Raw genomic sequence first — 16,297 nt, 5'->3', positions numbered from 1 at the left:
GGGCGAACCGTGGATATATACCTGCACAGTTGATTGGTCACATATAGCATGAACTCATGCGGATGTGTCTCCACGGAGGTGTTGGAAAACAGCCCCTGCCACCCAACTCTGGCAGCCTTTCCGACGCTACAAGCCGGTAACGGAGGGCAAAGATGACGCTCCTCGACGTTAACGACTTGGTGGTCCGTTACGACACCGAAGAAGGCCCCCGCCACAGCGTTAACGGTGTCTCGTTCACTATCGAGGACGGCGTCAACTACGCACTGTCGGGCGAATCAGCGTCAGGGAAGTCGACAACTGCGAAGGCAATTCTGGGGCTGCTACCCGACTGTGCAGCAATCGAATCCGGGGAGATCGAGTTCGAGGGACGGGACCTGCGGTCGATGACCGCGGCGGAGCGCCGCGACTTCCTCTGGGAGGAGATCGCGTTCATCCCGCAAACCGCCATCGATGCACTCGACCCTGTAATGACGGTCGGCGCGCAGATCCGGCAGGCTATCCAGACTCACCGCGACGTCTCCGAACAGCACGCTCATCGCCGGTCCCGTGAGCTATTCGAAACCGTCGGACTGGATCCCGAACGGATCGACGAGTACCCTCATCGCTTCTCTGGGGGCATGCGCCAGCGGGTCGTTATTGCAATGGCGCTCGCACTCGACCCGAAATTAATCATTGCCGACGAGCCGACGACCGGCCTCGATGTCGTTGTGCAAGATCAGATCATCGATAACATCCTCCAGATTCAGGAGGAGACGGACAGCTCGCTCCTCCTGATCACTCACGACCTGAGTGTCATCGCTGAAGCCTGCGACGAGATGTCCGTGCTCTACGGTGGCCAAGTCATGGAGCAAGGCCACGTGGATAACGTCCTGCTCAATCCATCGAATCCGTACACAATGGGGCTCAAGCAGGCCTATCCTGCACAGGACGCCGATAGCGACGAGCTAATCTCGATGTCCGGCGAACCGCCGATGCTTGACGAGGCCCCTACTGGGTGTGCGTTCAACTCACGATGCCCCTTTGCGGACGAAGAGTGTGAGACCACAGAGCCGCAGCTGGAGAAGCTTCCATATCGAAACCAGCGAGTTGCCTGCCACCACGCTGAACGTGCGACCCGAATGAGAAAACGGGCTGACGACCCATCAACGTGGGGAAGTCCTGAACACGAAGCAGGGGCCAGCAACAGCGAGGTCCTCCTTGAAGTTGAAGGATTGACCAAGTGGTACGAGAACAACAGTTCCCTCCTCGGCAGGCTTCCCCTGGAGGGGGGGTCACCGTCGATTACCGGGGTCGCAAATACACTTCGGAAAGCGTATGAACGCCAGGGAGATGTCCTCCGTGACGTCTTCGACAGCACAGAAACACGCGTTCGTGCCGTCGATGATGTGTCGTTCTCGGTCGCGCGTGGCGAAATCCTCGGTATCGTCGGTGAATCCGGTTGCGGGAAATCGACACTCGCAGAGACACTGGCACTTCTTGAGGAGCCCAGCGCGGGTACATTCACGTTCGACGGGCACTCTCACGACCACTATCAGGATGGGAACCTCCAGTCGTTCCGCGAGCGAGTTCAGGTCATCTTCCAGAATCCATACGACTCCCTGAACCCCCGCATGACGGTCAAACAACTCGTCAAGGAACCACTGACAATCCACGGATACCGCCTCGACGAACGGGAACAGGCCATCAAAGAAACGCTTGAACGCGTCGGCCTGGCGCCAGCCGAGCATTATCTAGACGCATACCCGGACGAACTCTCCGGCGGACAACGCCAGCGAGTGGCGCTTGCACGAGCGCTAGTTATCGACCCCGACCTGTTGATCTGTGATGAGCCCGCCTCGATGCTCGACGTCTCGCTGAAAGCAGATGTACTGAACCTCCTCCGGGAACTGGTCAACACAGAAGAGATCGGCGTCCTGTACATCTCCCACGACCTGCCCAGCCTCTCTTATATCGCCGATCGTCTGGCAATCATGTACCTCGGTCAGTTCGTGGAGCGGGGCGATACAGCACGAATCTTCACAAGCCCAAAACACCCGTACACGGAGGCGTTGCTGGAAGCAATTCCGGAGATGGACCCGCGCGGGACCCGTGATCGGGTCACCCTTGAGGGGAAGCCAGCTAGCCCCGCGACGAGAACGACTGGCTGTCGGTTTGCCTCACGCTGTCCGAAGTCCACTGACCGATGTTACAGCGAGGAGCCCACACTCGACACGTGGGTCGGAGAGAACCACGAAGCGGCGTGTTTCCACCCGAATGAGGACCCCCTCGACGAAAACCACGCACAGATCGACAATCCAATCGAAAACGACTGACGGGAGAGTTCACCGCTACAGCGTCGGTCGTTAGCGGGTCGCGCGAACCAGCAGTTTGAGGTTCGCGAATGACTCGATCCCATCGTCTGTGTCCGTGATTTCAAACGCCTCAGTTGCTTCGGGGGGCCGATCGGCGAAGGCAGCCTCGAGGCGTTTGCGCCGCTCAGTGGACAAGTCGACATTCGCGACCCATTCGTCGTAATCGAGCGTCTTCGTGACAACGCGTGAAGCCTCGACAGTCAGGCCTGCAGTCTCGAACCAGCGGAGCCAGTCGCCAACGCGATGCGAACGGACGTGCGTCGGATCACGGATTCGCTCGACGCGGTTGAGAAAGTCGTCGAGTACCTCGTCGTCGGGTGCGACGTTGTCCTCGAAGGCAAGCGTTCCACCAGGTTTGAGGACTCGAGCCACTTCCGCCACGAAATCCGTCGGTTCGGGGAAATGGTGTGCAGCGATACGGCACGTCACCGCGTCAAACGAATTTGTGGCGAACGGCAACCGTTCGGCATCACAAATAACGCCGATGTCACCGGGGAACGCTTGCGTCGCCGTGGCGACCATCGTCGGTGCAGCATCAGCCGCAACAACCTGATTGGCCCCGCCTTCAGCAAGTGCGCCGGCGGTGTGGCCCGCGCCCGTGGCGACATCTAATGCGCGATCAGCGGCGCCGACCCACTCAACCAGCTGGTCGAGGTCGTCTCCGACTCGGTGGACACGACTATCCAGATAGGCTGCGGCCTGTTCGTCGAACAGCGCGGCTGTTGACCGCTTCTGCTCGGTTCCGTCGTCCATATGTTCGCATTCAGCCAAGCTGTCAAAGCCATTCGGGTGGCGATAGGGTTTTTCTTGCTGCCTATGTGACTCCTACTCATGGTCCAGCGTTCGCTGTTATACTGTCCAGGTGACGAACCAGAGATGATGCGGAAGGCGGTTAATTCAGGGGCTGACGCGGTAATATTCGACCTCGAAGACGCTGTGGCGCCAGCAGCACGTGAGGACGCTCGTCAGGCTGTCCGCGAGACGATTGATGCACTGGACGATGCCACGCCCTCGATTAGCGTCCGGATCAATCCCGTGAACCGCGATGGATTACAAGATGTCAACAGTGTACTTCGGGATGGCGAGTCACTCCCTGACAGCGTCGTTCTCCCGAAAGTCGACCGCGCTGAAACGGTTGCGACGCTAACGAGCCACCTCACAGACGTAGGCGCAGCATCGGTCGATGTCATCCCACTGATTGAGACGGCCGCGGGACTGGTGGCTGCAGAAGAAATCGCGGCTGCACCAAGCGTCGTCGCTATCGCCTACGGCGACCAGGACTACACGGCCGATATTGGGGCAACTGTCACCGATGAGAAAACGGAGTCACTGTACGCTCGCCAGCGTGTCGTCGCTGCTGCAGGTGCGGCCGGTGTCAACGCACTGGACACCGTCTACACAGATATTGACGACACTGATGGGCTCCGCGAGCAGACCGGGACAGTCATGGAGTTCGGGTTCGATGGGAAACTGGCCATTCACCCCGATCAAGTCGACGTCATCAACGACGCGTTCACACCGGCCCCCGACGAGGTCGAGTGGGCTGAGAAAGTGATTACAGGCAAAGAGCGTGCCGACGAAGCCGACAGCGGTGTGTTCACCGTCGAGGGACAGATGATCGATCCGCCCCTTGTTGACCGCGCACGGACGATCCTCGATCGGGCCGACGCTGCAGGGGTTCGCTGACTCGCACACTCCTTGTCGTTGCTACTCCCATAGGTTGCTGAATCTGACTCCATAGGGCTATCCCACGTTTTCGCCGAATTGTTCGGCTCGACCGTGCGCAACGGCCAGACATTACCCCGGGTATAAAGCATGAATGTGATTGACCCGGTTCGGGAGTATGATATTACCCTCAAGAGGGGAACTCGATAGTATGTTGAGCGACGAAACGGATGATGCGGGGAGTCCGTCTACTGGGTCGGTGTCGATTCCTGAGCTGGATCCGCTGTTTGACCCCGAGTCGGTTGCGGTCGTCGGCGCAAGCCCTGACTCATTCTACTCCGGGAACCTCGTGGAGAACCTGCTTGAGTACGGGTTCGACGGGACGCTCTATCCGGTCAACCCCGGACGAGACGAAGTCTGGGACCGGGAATGTTATGACCACATCGCAGACGTCCCCGAGACAGTCGATCTAGCAGTTGTCAGCGTCCCACGAGAACACGTCGTAGATGTCGTTGAATCCGCAGGAAATCGGGGGGTCCCCGCCGCACTGGTTCTTACCGCGGGATTCGCCGAAGCCGACGACACGGGCGCCGATCTCGAAGCAGAGCTGGCCGCCACGGCGACCGAAACCGGGATTCAGGTCGTCGGGCCGAACTGTATCGGCGTCATGGCCAGCGAGGGCGCGACGCTGACAGCAACATGTTCGCGGGAACCACAACCTGGCGGGATTGGTCTCGTGAGCCAATCCGGCGCCCTAGCGTTTACGACGTTCTTCGAGCGCGCAGCCGACAGTGACGTCCACTTCAGCCACATCGTCTCGACCGGCAACGAGGTCGACCTTACGGCTGCTGACTACGTCGCCTATCTCGCTGAGCAAGACGATGTCGACGTCGTCTGTACGTATATCGAAGGAGTCGACGAACCCGAACGATTCTTGCGAGTCGCGGAACACGCCGTTCGGAACGGGACGCCGGTCCTTACGGTGAAAATCGGTGCCTCCGAACTAGCGGAGGCAGCGACGCTAAGTCACACCGGGTCGCTCACCGGCGATGACGACGGCTGGACAGCGGCATTCAATCAGGCGGGCGTCGAACGCGTCCCCGACATCCCCGACCTGCTGGCGCGCGCAAGCGCCCACACTGCGTACGACGACCCCGACGGGAACCGGGTCTGTATCGCCTCAACCAGTGGTGGGCTTGCGAGCCTGTTGGCCGATATGGCCGCCGAACGGAACCTCGCCCTTCCGGATATCGATGGCAAAGCTGAACAGCAGCTCCTGAACATCGAGGAGTTGCTGACGTACGGCGGGTTCAACAACCCTGCTGATATTCGCGGCTATGGCGCTCACGTTCTCCCTGAGATTGCCGATGCCGTGCTCGACGACGACGCGTTCGACGCCTACGTCTTCGCCATCGGGCTGCCCGGCGTCGACGAGCGTGCGGAGACCATCGCCGATGACCTAGCAACGATCACTTCTGAGGCTGACGACCCCGTCTACGTGCTCTGGACCGGACGCAAGGAACCCGATAAGCCGACGGAAACACCGCCGTACGCACGTCTCCGTGAATCGATGCCCGTTTATGAAGACCCCAGCCGCTGTCTGGATGCGCTCGCGTCGACGGTCGACTTTGTCACTGCACAGACCCACTTGACAAACCAGCCGTCACGGACTGATCTGGTCGTCGACGCGCGCGAGACCGCTATGAGCGTCGACGTGCCGCGTGGTCGAGTGCTCACATGGCAAGAATCCAAACGCTTGCTGGACAGCTACGACATTCCGGTCGTCGAAACCTATCTGGCAACCGATGTCGAGGAGGCGGTCGCAGCAGCTGAGGACGTCGGATTCCCGGTCGTGCTCAAAATCGACTCGCCGGCACTCCCCCACCGCACTGATGTCGGCGCCGTGCGGCTCGGCGTCGACTCGGCTGAAGCCGTCCGTGCTGCCTACGAAGACGTGATGGATGCTGCACTGGCATCCGTCGAGGAGGACGATATCGAGGGCGTGCTTGTCCAACCAATGGTCGACGACGGCGTTGAGGCGATTACGGGCATCGCGCCCGACGAGGTGTTTGGGTCGCTCGTCTCTGTCGGTCCAGGCGGTGTTCTCGTGGAGGCGCTCGATGAGAGTGCCACACTAGTGCCCCCATTCTCACGGGCTGATGCAAGAGCAGCCGTTGAAGAGACAGCGCTGGCGTCGCTCCTCCGGGACCGCCGTGAGGGTGACGCGCTATCTGTCGATGCTATCGTCGACTTCCTCACCCGTGTCGGTGAGTTGGCGGCCAGTGTCGACACAATCGCGGAGCTGGATCTCAACCCGGTCGTCGTCACCGAGAATGGGCCCGTGGCTGTGGACGCTCTCATCCGGACTCGTGAGTAGAGCATCAATGCAAGTCCCGACCGACTACCGGCGAACGTCGGACGCGAACGGACAGCTCTGCGTCTCGACCACCGACGGGCGAGACCACTTACTTGGATTATGACGAGCGATGATGTCACGATGGGACGACTCGGTTCGTTGTCTCGCTTCCGTCGCTACGACGCGCTGGCGCTGACCGCGCTCGTGTGGTTCCTCGGGAAATTCCTGCGATACGCGTTCCCGCCCCTGTTTGGACAGTTCGAAACGATATACGACGTCTCACGGACTGATCTCGGCCTGGCGTTCACGGGACTTATGCTCGTGTACGCCGCGATGCAGTTCCCATCGGGGTTCATCGCTGACAGGTCGGGTTCAGTAGACGTCATTACTGCCGGTGGCGTCGTAACTGGGATCGGCGGGCTCGCACTGGTGGTGAATGCGCCGTTCGCAGTGTTGGCGGGCGCGATGTTACTCGTCGGTGCCGGAACAGGGACCTACAAGACCGTCGCAATTGAGTTGCTATCGCGGATTTACCCCACGGAAACCGGACGATCGCTGGGTGTCTTCGATACGGTCGGTAGTCTCGCCGGCGTCGCAGCGCCTGCCGCAGTCGTGGCCGCGACCTCCTTGCCGGGGGTGTTCGGAGCCCCGTGGCGGACATTATTTTTGGTGGGTGGTCTCGCAGCCCTGGTGGTCGCTCTCGCGTTCCTCATCCGCGTGCCACGTCACCTAGAGCGAGAGCCCGCAGCCACTGAGAGTGACGGCTCGCCCCAGTTTCGAGAGTACGTCGACTTGTTCCGCCGGCCGAAGTTTTCGGCGTTCGTCATTGTTACGATTCTGTTCTCGTTCGTGTACAACGGTCTCGTGGCTTTCCTGCCACTGTATCTCATGGGCGCGGGAAACCTGCCATCGGTAACCGCTAATCTGTTGTTCAGCGGTCTTTTCGCGGTCAGTCTGGTCCAGCTGGTTACTGGAGAAGCGAGCGACCGTGTCGGCGTTTTACCCCTCGTTGTGGGGACTCTTGTCACTGCGACGGCGGGACTCGTCGCCCTCGTCGTGCTGTCGGGCACCACAGGGGCAATCGGCCTCGGAGCGTCGGTAATCGTGCTCGGCATCGGCGCTCACGGATATCGGCCAGTACGTGGCGCTTACCTAGTTACTGTGCTTCCAGAGAGTATCGCGAAGGGGTCTCTTGGAGTGGTCCGGACGCTGTTAGTCGCCGCAGGCGCTGTTGGGCCCGCAGCAGTGGGATACCTCTCCGATGTGCGTGGATTCCGAGTGGCGTTCGGTGTCCTGGCGGTGATACTCTGCATCGCGACTATACTGACGGTGATTCTGTGGGTGGTCGACTGATGGCGGAGAGCGCGATTTCCCCCATAGATACGCCGTGCGTAGTTCCATACACGAACCGTGCTGGCGAAACGTGGCCGGACTGTTTCGCCACGGCGAGCCTTGACCGACAAGCGATGCAGTCGAGGCCCGATGAAATCCAGCGCCCACATCGGGACATGGTCTTGCCGCTGATGGAGGACCATGTCCACTGTCATCCGGTGACGTCGGTATTCGGTGGGCGTTGCAGTCTGCAGCCCCGAAGAATCGTGCCGCACGAACGACCGACTGCTGCCAGACAATCATGACCGAAGACCAGACCACAACGACGTACGACATCGAACTGATTCCCGGCGACGGCATCGGACCGGAAGTCGTTGACGCGGCCCTCCCGCTTTTCCGGGATGTGGCCGACGACTACGGGTTCGAATTCGATATTATCCGGCGTGACTGGGGGACCGAGTATTACCTCGAACATGGGGAGATGATGCCTGAGGACGGACTCTCTCAGCTTGCCGACGCCGATTCGATTTTTCTGGGAGCCGTTGGCCACCCCGAGGTCCCCGACCACGTGACACTCCACGGTCTCTTGCTGCCTATCCGAAAAGGACTCGACCAATACGTCTGCAAGCGGCCGAACGTCCTTTTTGAAGGTATCGAGAGTCCACTCAAGGGATACGAAGCCGGCGAAATCGACTTCGTAGTCTACCGGGAAAACACGGAAGGCGAATACGCCGATATTGGAGGTCGCGAACACCGTTCCCTCAATCATGAGACGGCGATTCAGTCAGCGCTGTTTACCCGACGGGGAACAGAACGCATCGTTCGCGCGGCGTTCCAAGCGGCGGCCGAACGTGAGGGGCACCTCACTAGTATCACCAAATCCAACGCACAGGCCCACAGTATGGTGTTCTGGGATGATATCGTTGAGGAAGTGAGCGAGGAATATCCCGATGTGACTGTCGAGCGATTGCTGGTTGATGCGGCCTCGATGGACTTAATTCGGCGCCCTCACGAGTTCGATGTCCTCGTCGCCTCGAACCTTTTCGGAGACATCTTGACCGACATCGGCGCCCAAATCACCGGGAGTATGGGCCTCGCACCATCCGGAAATATCCATCCGGGTGACGAGTATCCGTCAATGTTCGAGCCCGTTCACGGGAGCGCGCCCGACATCGTCGGTGAGGGAGTTGCGAATCCGTTGGCATCCGTCCTTTCGTGGTCGATGCTACTCGAGGATGTCGGAGAAGTAACCGCCGCTAATGCACTTTGGAGCGCCGTCACCGACCAGCTGGCTGACCAGTCCGCTCCACGGACCCCAGACCTCGGCGGTGACGCGGGAACTGAGGCGGCCATCAAAGACCTGCAATCGCGCCTGTAATCCGGCGAAAGGTCTGCTGAAGTGGAAGTTTCCGGAATCGGCTGGTGGGCTCCCTCTGGATGCTGTAGAGGTCAGTCGGCGCCGGTTGACGAGATGGTTCTGTTGTATTTGTAATAATAATTGAATAGATTTATTGTACGTCGTGAGAACGGGAGCGATAGCGGTGAGCCAGGGTGATTCAATATTCTTCGCATCGAATTTGAGACGAAGCGGTCCGGGGTTGCTGACCTGCTCGCGTCAGAAATCCCGGAAATACGGCGTATCGAGTTCGAGAACGCCTTTTACGCCGCCGAAGGCGACTGGATCGAGTCACTACTAGTTATCTCGGAGAGCACGTTCGATCCGGAGGCAGCGCTGGCATCCCTTTCACGGGTCGAGCTATTCTACTCCGAGCGGGTCTCCGACGACCAAAGCGACCAGCAGGCATACCGGCTGACGGTGGTCGCTCACGAACCGTATCCATTCCTCCTGGGTCTGATTCTGCGAGAGAAGGCAATTCCGAATCGGTTAGTGCTCACTCCGGACTGCTTTAATGGTGTCGCCACGGTTGCTGAGTGGGACGATTTCCAGCGACTCGCCGATAAACTGCAAGAACAGTTCGGGGAATTCGAGCTCCTGAGCGTGAATCAGGTTGAGACGACGGGTGCGCCGCTAGGAAGTGGCCAGCTCGGCCGCGTGGTCAGAAACGAACTCACCCGCGATCAGCTAAACGTCCTCCAAACTGCCCACGAATTGGGATACTTTGAAACGCCACGTCAAGCGTCGGCAGACGACATCGCGACCGAACTTGGCATCGCCCAGTCGACGCTCAGTGAACGTCTACGACTCGCGGAAAACCAGTTGTTTGACCTGATCTTCTCCGGCGACCAAGACACGAACGAGACCGGTTGAGTTCGCCGGTGCTGTGGTAACTCGTCTCCAGTGACGGTACGAGCGTTTCGTCCATGCGCGCGGAATATTCCGGCATCTACTGCTGTTGGTGGCTACCATTACCGAGACGTGTGGCCGCCGGTTCGTTTGTCCTGACGGTGGCTTCGGTAGCCGCGAACCGGTCGTTCGCTTCGATTGACTCGCTGTTGGGGAGACTGTGTGGCTTGCCGAGCCCTGACTTGTGGGCGCGGGTTGTTGCCCACTATTCGGGTTGTTATCCGAACGATGGTGTGCCATGATACGTATTCCCATATAAAGAATGATGATGATTGTCGGATTTCGGGGCCAAGTTCAGGCAGGTATGGGAGAAAGAAGGGAGTGGAATGTCGCGAGAAAAACCGCTCGAAGTCACGAAAGGAGAGGTGTCGCGTCGGCGATTCATCAGCGTCGCGAGCGCAACGGGGATTTCGGCGTTAGCCGGCTGCGGTGGCAACGGCAACCAAAGTAGCAATGACCAGCCCAGTGGCGATGGTCGCTCCATCGAATCGCGGTTCTGGGAGGAGTGGCCTGTCGAGACGAAAGGTGTGTCAGCCAACGACGAGGCGGTCCAGTTCGAGTACACGGCGGTCGAGGGCCAGTCGGTCCCGTCGGTCACGACCCATTTCGCGCAGTCGGAGACGCCGTGGATGCGCGAGTTCGCCTTGACGGTCCAAGATTCGTTCAACTCCATCGGGGTGCCAACCAATCTCGTTAACGTCCAGCCAAGCACGCGCTACGGTGAGTTCTGGCGGGCCGACATCGGTCATCCGGCCCCGGTCGTGATGAACCTCCACGGGCCCGACCCCCAGCGCGGACTCGACCCGAATCCGTTCCTGATGCGTGCCCACCCGGAGACCGGGGGGAACTACTACAACTACAAGAACGACGAGATCACTGAGCTGCTTGACGAGCAGGCCCAGACGATTGGCGACCAGCAAGCACGGGCCGAAATCTGTCACGAAATCCAGCGCAAGCTCAGCGAGGACGCCTACATCATCGCCGCAAACTTCCCCGACGTCATCAACGTCGCCAACACGGCAAACTGGGAAGGGTACGTCCCCACGCCCGGTAACGGGACGACCCGGGACTCGTTCATCTGGACGCAGGTGAACCTTCAGCCGCGGGGCGACTCAACGACGTGGGTCAAAGGCGTTACCGCCGGCATGCAGGGGACGAATCTCCCCTGGTCGACCGGTGGGATGGAAGAGAAGCGCCTCTTGAACGTCTACGACGGGCTGTATGACGCCTCACCACAACTGGAGATTGTCCCCGGTTTGGCGACCGGCCACGAGGTTGTCGACGACACTACCGTCGAAATGGACCTCCGGGAGGGAGTGACGTGGCACGACGGCGAATCGTTCACTCCCGAGGACGTCAAGTTCAGCGTCGAACAGTACAAACAGCACACTGCGCCCCAGCAGGGCCCGTTCTACCGGACCATCGAGAGCGTCGAAGTGGTCTCGACCAGCGGCGGCGGCCGCGTGCGGTTCAACCTCACTGAGCCCGACGCCTCGTTCGTCACCCAGCGCGCTGTCCGCAGTGCCATCATTCCCAAGCACCGCTGGGAGGACGTCGACAATCCTTCCGAGTACAACCCCGACAACCCCATCGGGACCGGTCCGTTCCAGTTCGAGAACTGGTCGCAGGGCCAAGAGCTGCGCCTCTCGAAACACGACGACCACTGGCTGTGGGACGAGGACACGCGGCGGGAACTCGTCGGCGAGGAACACTTCGTCCCCGGCGACGGCATCGACGAGATGGTCGAGGTCAACGTCGGGAACGTCTCGACGCTTATCGGCGCGATGCAGTCTGGCGACATCGACGCTATCGGGATGACGGTCTCCAACCAGCAAGCTAACCGCGCGGCACAGGCCGACGGCGTCGAGAAACAGACCTCGCGGAACTACGTTCCCACAGACGTCCACCTCAATCACATCGTTCCGCTGTTCCGAGACAAGACGTTCCGTGTCGCACTGAGCCACGCCTTCGACAAACAGAGCTTCGTCGACAACGTCCTCTCCGGACAGGGACAGGCTATCGACGGCCAAAACCTACTCACTCCACTGATGACGCCCTTCTACGGGGAGACCGAGCCCTACGAATACAACCCCGAGCAGGCCAAGACGATGCTCGAGCAGGCGGGCTACACGTTCACCAGCAACGACATGCTCGTTTGGCCGGAAGGTGACGCCTGGGAGGCCTTCGACGAGCGCGTCGAGCACGGCCACGCAACGCGCTCCGAGCTTGACCAGCCCGACTTCTCGTAAGCACCATCGCACAACATGAGTTTTCGAAGATTCCTAATCAAACGGACGGCGATCGCCGCGCTATTGACCCTGGTGGCCGTCAGTATCATCTTCGCGACGCTGCGATTCCTGCCCAGCGACCCGTTCAGCGGGCTTGTCGCTTCCGGGTCACTAACACCGGAACAGGTAGCGGAGCTGCGCGCGATGTATGGCCTCGATGAGCCGATCTGGGTCCAGTACCTGAAATACATCCAGAACCTGTTCACGTTCCAGTTCGGGCTCTCGCTCACCCAACAGCGGCCGGTCTGGTCGATTCTCGGGCCTGCACTGACGAACACGCTGGTGTTGCTCCTGCCCGCATTGGTAACGACCGCAGTCGTAAGTTCCCTCGCCGGGATGTATGCCGGCTGGAACCGCGGATCGTGGTTCGAGAAAGTCGGCATCATCTCAACGACGTTCTTCCGCGCCACCCCGATTTTCGTCACCGGCATCCTCCTGTTAATCATCTTCTCCTACGGGTTAGGCTGGTTCCCAGCGTTCGGAATGCGGAGCCCAATCGCGAACCCGAAGGGATTGACGAACACGTACATTTCGATTGACTTCCTGAAGCACTACATCCTCCCGTTCACGGCCACGGTGCTGTTTTACAGCGGGGACTTCCTCATGCTCGCGCGGAACTCCGTCGTCGAGCGCAAGGGTTCGGAGTTCCTCAAGCTCCACCGGGCCAAGGGCCTGTCGGAGATGGAACAGCTAGCTCGTGCCGGGCGCAACTCGCTGCTCCCGCTCGTGACGTACTTCGCGCTCCGGACCGGGATGCTCTTCCAGGGCGTCATCACGCTTGAAGTGGTGTTCGCATGGCCGGGTATTGGTCGGGCGCTCGTCCAAGCGATCCTCAACCAGGACTACCCGACGGTGCAGGCCGCGGTGTTCATCATGGCGCTTGCTGTCATCGTGATGAACCTCGCAGCGGACATCGCCTACGCGAAACTGGATCCGACCGTCGAAGCAGGTGATGTCTAATGTTGGGATACGCACTTGACGTCGAAACCGCGAAAGATCGCCTTCGAGAAGAACTGTCGCGGGCTGGTAGTACTTTGAGAGTGGTTCTCGAAGACACTTCAGCCAAAATCGGCTTCGCCATCATCATGGCGTTCGTCTTTATTGGCTTGTTCGGCCCGTATCTGGCACCCCATCATCCCATCGAGCATACGATGCGCTCCGGTGGGTCGATGATGCGTCTCGAAAGCCCTACCGCGAAGGCACCGATGGGAACGACGTCCTACGGGAAGGACATCTTCAGCCAGTTCCTCGCGGGTGCACGCCCGACGCTAATTGTGGGGCTGTTCGGCGGCATCGGCACCGGCGTGCTGGGCTTCCTCGTGGGTCTCACGAGCGGGTACTTCGGTGGCCGTGTCGACGAGGTGCTGATGCGGCTGACCGACCTGACGTTCGCGCTCCCGTTCCTACCGATGGCGCTGGTCATCCTCTCGTTCGTCTCCCCGAACATCTGGCTAATCACCGCCGTGCTCGTCGTCTTCCTCTGGAAGATGCCCGCACGGGTCATCCGATCCGAGGTCATGACCGTCAAAGAGCGGACCTTCGTCAAATCCGCGCGAGCACGAGGCGCGGGGCACATGCGGACGATGTTCCTGCACGTTGCCCCGAACGTGCTCGGTATCGGGTTCCTCTACACCGCTTACGCGTTCGGTTGGTCGATTGTTGCTGGCGCGTCGCTGGCGTTCCTCGGCTTCGGTGACCCGACGATGACCTCCTGGGGGCGGATGCTCGAGCAGGTCTTCCGCGCAGGTGCGATGCGGGTTGCGTGGTGGTGGGTCCTCCCGCCAGCCCTCGGTATTGCAGCCGTTACGACCGCCGTCTTCCTAGTCGGCCGCGCGTTCGAGGAACTAGTCAATCCGGATCTGCAAACGGAGCAAGAATGACGCTACTCGAAGTCAACAACCTCAAGATCACGTACGAAACGTCGGAGAAGGACATCCACGCCGTCAACGATGTCTCCTTCTCCATCGGCGAACAGGACAACTACGGCCTCGTCGGCGAGTCCGGATGCGGAAAGTCGACCATCGCGAAGACCATTCTCGGTCTGCTGGACGACAACGGTGAAGTCCAAGCGGGCAGCGTCCAGTTTAAAGACCGCGAGCTGGTCGATCTGTCGGAGAAGGAGTGGCAGGACGTGCGGTGGGAAGAGATCTCCTACATCCCACAGAGTGCGATGGACTCACTGGACCCCGTGATGACCGTCGGTGCGCAGATCCGACAGGCTATCCGGAAACACAAGGACGTCTCCAAAGCAGAGGCCAACGAGCGTGTCGACGAGGTCTTCGAAATCGTCGGTCTGGACCCCGCGCGGACGAACGACTACCCCCACGAGTTCTCTGGCGGAATGCGTCAACGCGTCACCATTGCGATGGCGCTCGCCCTCGAGCCAGACCTCATCATCGCCGACGAGCCGACGACTGGCCTAGACGTTATCGTTCAGGACAAGATCATCGACAAGCTCCTAGAAATTCAGGACGAAGTCGATAGTTCGATGCTACTCATCACCCACGACGTAGGGGTCGTCGCCGAAACGTGTGACGAAGTGTCGGTTCTCTACGGGGGGAAGGTGATGGAACAGGGCGCGACCTACGACGTGTTCACGAACCCGACCAACCCCTACACGATGGGGCTACAGAACGCCTTCCCGGAGGTCGACGAATTCGACAAGCAGGCGATTTCTATCCCAGGTTCACTACCTGACCTGACGGAGGAGCCGACCGGGTGTGTGTTCCGCAACCGGTGCCCGTTCTCGACGGAAGAGTGCGAAGAGGGGCACCCGCCGTTGACCGCGAACGGCAGTCAGCTATCGGCCTGCTACTACCCCGAAGAAGCCGACGACATGCGTGAGGCAGCCACTGACCCCGAGACGTGGGGCATAGAGACGGAGCAAGACGACGAAACGTCCCGTGAGGCGGGGGATGTCATCCTCGAGACCGAGGACCTGGAAAAGTGGTTCAAACAGACCCAGTCCATCTTCGATGACCTGCGCGGCGCCGAGCCGGACTACGTCAAGGCCGTCAACGGTGTCGACCTCACAGTCCGTGAAGGTGAAATTCTCGGCGTTGCGGGAGAGTCAGGGTGTGGCAAGTCCACACTGGGCGAAGTCATCGCAGCACTTCAACCACGGACTGGCGGAGATATCTACGTCGACGGTACGCCTGTCGACGACCTGCTCGAGGAGAGCACCAAGAAGTTCCGCTCGCAGGTACAGTTCATCTTCCAGGACCCGTTTGACTCGCTGAACCCACGCCAGCGTGTCAAGGATGCCGTCTCCGAACCGCTCAAGATTCAGGGCCACGACAAGGAGACCATCGACCGACGGGTCCGAGAAACCGTCTCCGACGTTGGTCTCAACCCGCCCGAGAAATATCTCGACCAGGTGCCCGCTCAACTATCCGGTGGGGAGCGCCAGCGCGTTGCCATCGCGCAGGCGCTTGTATTGCAGCCGAAGCTTCTCATCTGCGACGAGCCCGCATCGATGCTAGACGTGTCGCTGAAGGCAAACATCTTGAATATCCTGCGAGAGATGGCTGACAAGCGCGACATCGGCATCGTCTACATCTCGCACGACCTCGCTAGTCTCACGCAGATCGCCAACCGGTTAGCGGTGATGTACCTCGGCCGCGTCATCGAGACCGGCGACACCCGCGAAGTTGTCGAAAGCCCCAAACACCCGTATGCAGCGTCGCTACTGGCTGCATCACCGAAAACAGACCCCAGCATCGATCGTCAGCGGGTGCTGTTACCGGGCGAACCACCCAACCCGGTCAACCTCCCTGAGGGGTGTAATTTCGCGCCGCGGTGCCCGAAAGCCAGCGAGGAATGCCGGACGACTAACCCCGAACGATCCGCGTTCAAAGACGACGACCACGAAGCAGCCTGCCACTTCCCGGTCGAGGACGTCGAGAGCGAACTACTGGCACAGTACGCTCGCAAACGCGCCGGGCAGGAGGTCCAAAGCGTTGATGGAGAGCCGGTTGAGGAGTCGGTCGAGGAGGCGTAA

At 60.1% G+C, this 16,297-nt stretch carries 11 protein-coding genes; 10 read left to right on the top strand and 1 reads right to left on the bottom strand.

Annotation, left to right across the window (positions count from 1 at the left end):
• The first annotated feature begins 152 nt into the window (after positions 1–152).
• Positions 153–2,312 carry an ABC transporter ATP-binding protein gene (locus AVZ66_RS14510; protein WP_058984875.1) on the top strand — a complete coding sequence of 720 codons (2,160 nt, stop codon included), beginning with the start codon at positions 153–155 and terminating at the stop codon, positions 2,310–2,312.
• Between the two features lie 30 nt (positions 2,313–2,342).
• On the opposite strand, the gene AVZ66_RS14505 is transcribed toward AVZ66_RS14510, so the two are convergent.
• Positions 2,343–3,104: a class I SAM-dependent methyltransferase gene (locus AVZ66_RS14505; RefSeq protein WP_058984874.1), complete on the bottom strand. Its 762-nt coding sequence runs from the start codon at positions 3,102–3,104 to the stop codon at positions 2,343–2,345.
• 78 nt (positions 3,105–3,182) lie between these two features.
• Between AVZ66_RS14505 and AVZ66_RS14500 the strand changes: the two genes are divergently transcribed.
• The 9 genes from AVZ66_RS14500 to AVZ66_RS14460 all read left to right on the top strand — a co-directional run bounded on the left by AVZ66_RS14500 (position 3,183) and on the right by AVZ66_RS14460 (position 16,297).
• Complete coding sequence (locus tag AVZ66_RS14500; RefSeq protein ID WP_058984873.1) at positions 3,183–4,037, top strand: CoA ester lyase; 855 nt, start codon at positions 3,183–3,185, stop codon at positions 4,035–4,037.
• A gap of 190 nt (positions 4,038–4,227) precedes the next feature.
• Positions 4,228–6,393 (top strand): acetate--CoA ligase family protein, encoded by a 2,166-nt coding sequence (locus AVZ66_RS14495; RefSeq protein WP_058984872.1) that lies wholly within the window; start codon positions 4,228–4,230, stop codon positions 6,391–6,393.
• A gap of 99 nt (positions 6,394–6,492) precedes the next feature.
• Positions 6,493–7,725: an MFS transporter gene (locus AVZ66_RS14490; RefSeq protein WP_157575700.1), complete on the top strand. Its 1,233-nt coding sequence runs from the start codon at positions 6,493–6,495 to the stop codon at positions 7,723–7,725.
• A gap of 280 nt (positions 7,726–8,005) precedes the next feature.
• Positions 8,006–9,082, top strand: coding sequence for an isocitrate/isopropylmalate dehydrogenase family protein (locus AVZ66_RS14485; protein WP_058984871.1), 1,077 nt, complete (start codon positions 8,006–8,008; stop codon positions 9,080–9,082).
• A gap of 228 nt (positions 9,083–9,310) precedes the next feature.
• Positions 9,311–9,973, top strand: a complete 663-nt coding sequence (locus AVZ66_RS17185; protein WP_058984870.1) for a helix-turn-helix domain-containing protein — start codon at positions 9,311–9,313, stop codon at positions 9,971–9,973.
• 563 nt (positions 9,974–10,536) lie between these two features.
• Positions 10,537–12,258, top strand: a complete 1,722-nt coding sequence (locus AVZ66_RS14475) for an ABC transporter substrate-binding protein (protein ID WP_231727196.1) — start codon at positions 10,537–10,539, stop codon at positions 12,256–12,258.
• A 15-nt stretch (positions 12,259–12,273) separates the two neighbouring features.
• Positions 12,274–13,257: an ABC transporter permease gene (locus tag AVZ66_RS14470; protein ID WP_058984869.1), complete on the top strand. Its 984-nt coding sequence runs from the start codon at positions 12,274–12,276 to the stop codon at positions 13,255–13,257.
• On the top strand, positions 13,257–14,177 hold the full coding sequence (locus AVZ66_RS14465) for an ABC transporter permease (protein WP_157575699.1): 921 nt from the start codon (positions 13,257–13,259) through the stop codon (positions 14,175–14,177). Before AVZ66_RS14470 ends, AVZ66_RS14465 begins: the two co-directional genes overlap by 1 nt.
• Positions 14,174–16,297: an ABC transporter ATP-binding protein gene (locus tag AVZ66_RS14460; protein WP_058984868.1), complete on the top strand. Its 2,124-nt coding sequence runs from the start codon at positions 14,174–14,176 to the stop codon at positions 16,295–16,297. Before AVZ66_RS14465 ends, AVZ66_RS14460 begins: the two co-directional genes overlap by 4 nt.

The sequence above is a fragment of the Halobacterium sp. CBA1132 genome (assembly GCF_001485535.1).
Taxonomy (GTDB): Archaea; Halobacteriota; Halobacteria; order Halobacteriales; family Halobacteriaceae; genus Halobacterium.
The sequence above is the reverse complement of the archived record's forward strand: the minus strand, read 5'-3'. Positions and strand labels throughout refer to the sequence as shown.

Bases quoted from the DNA above. Each gene is read 5' to 3' on its own strand.
- AVZ66_RS14510 (WP_058984875.1), top strand. From the start codon at position 153: ATGACGCTCCTCGACGTTAACGACTTGGTGGTCCGTTACGACACCGAA.
- AVZ66_RS14505 (WP_058984874.1), bottom strand. From the start codon at position 3,104: ATGGACGACGGAACCGAGCAGAAGCGGTCAACAGCCGCGCTGTTCGAC.
- AVZ66_RS14500 (WP_058984873.1), top strand. From the start codon at position 3,183: ATGGTCCAGCGTTCGCTGTTATACTGTCCAGGTGACGAACCAGAGATG.
- AVZ66_RS14495 (WP_058984872.1), top strand. From the start codon at position 4,228: ATGTTGAGCGACGAAACGGATGATGCGGGGAGTCCGTCTACTGGGTCG.
- AVZ66_RS14490 (WP_157575700.1), top strand. From the start codon at position 6,493: ATGACGAGCGATGATGTCACGATGGGACGACTCGGTTCGTTGTCTCGC.
- AVZ66_RS14485 (WP_058984871.1), top strand. From the start codon at position 8,006: ATGACCGAAGACCAGACCACAACGACGTACGACATCGAACTGATTCCC.
- AVZ66_RS14470 (WP_058984869.1), top strand. From the start codon at position 12,274: ATGAGTTTTCGAAGATTCCTAATCAAACGGACGGCGATCGCCGCGCTA.
- AVZ66_RS14465 (WP_157575699.1), top strand. From the start codon at position 13,257: ATGTTGGGATACGCACTTGACGTCGAAACCGCGAAAGATCGCCTTCGA.
- AVZ66_RS14460 (WP_058984868.1), top strand. From the start codon at position 14,174: ATGACGCTACTCGAAGTCAACAACCTCAAGATCACGTACGAAACGTCG.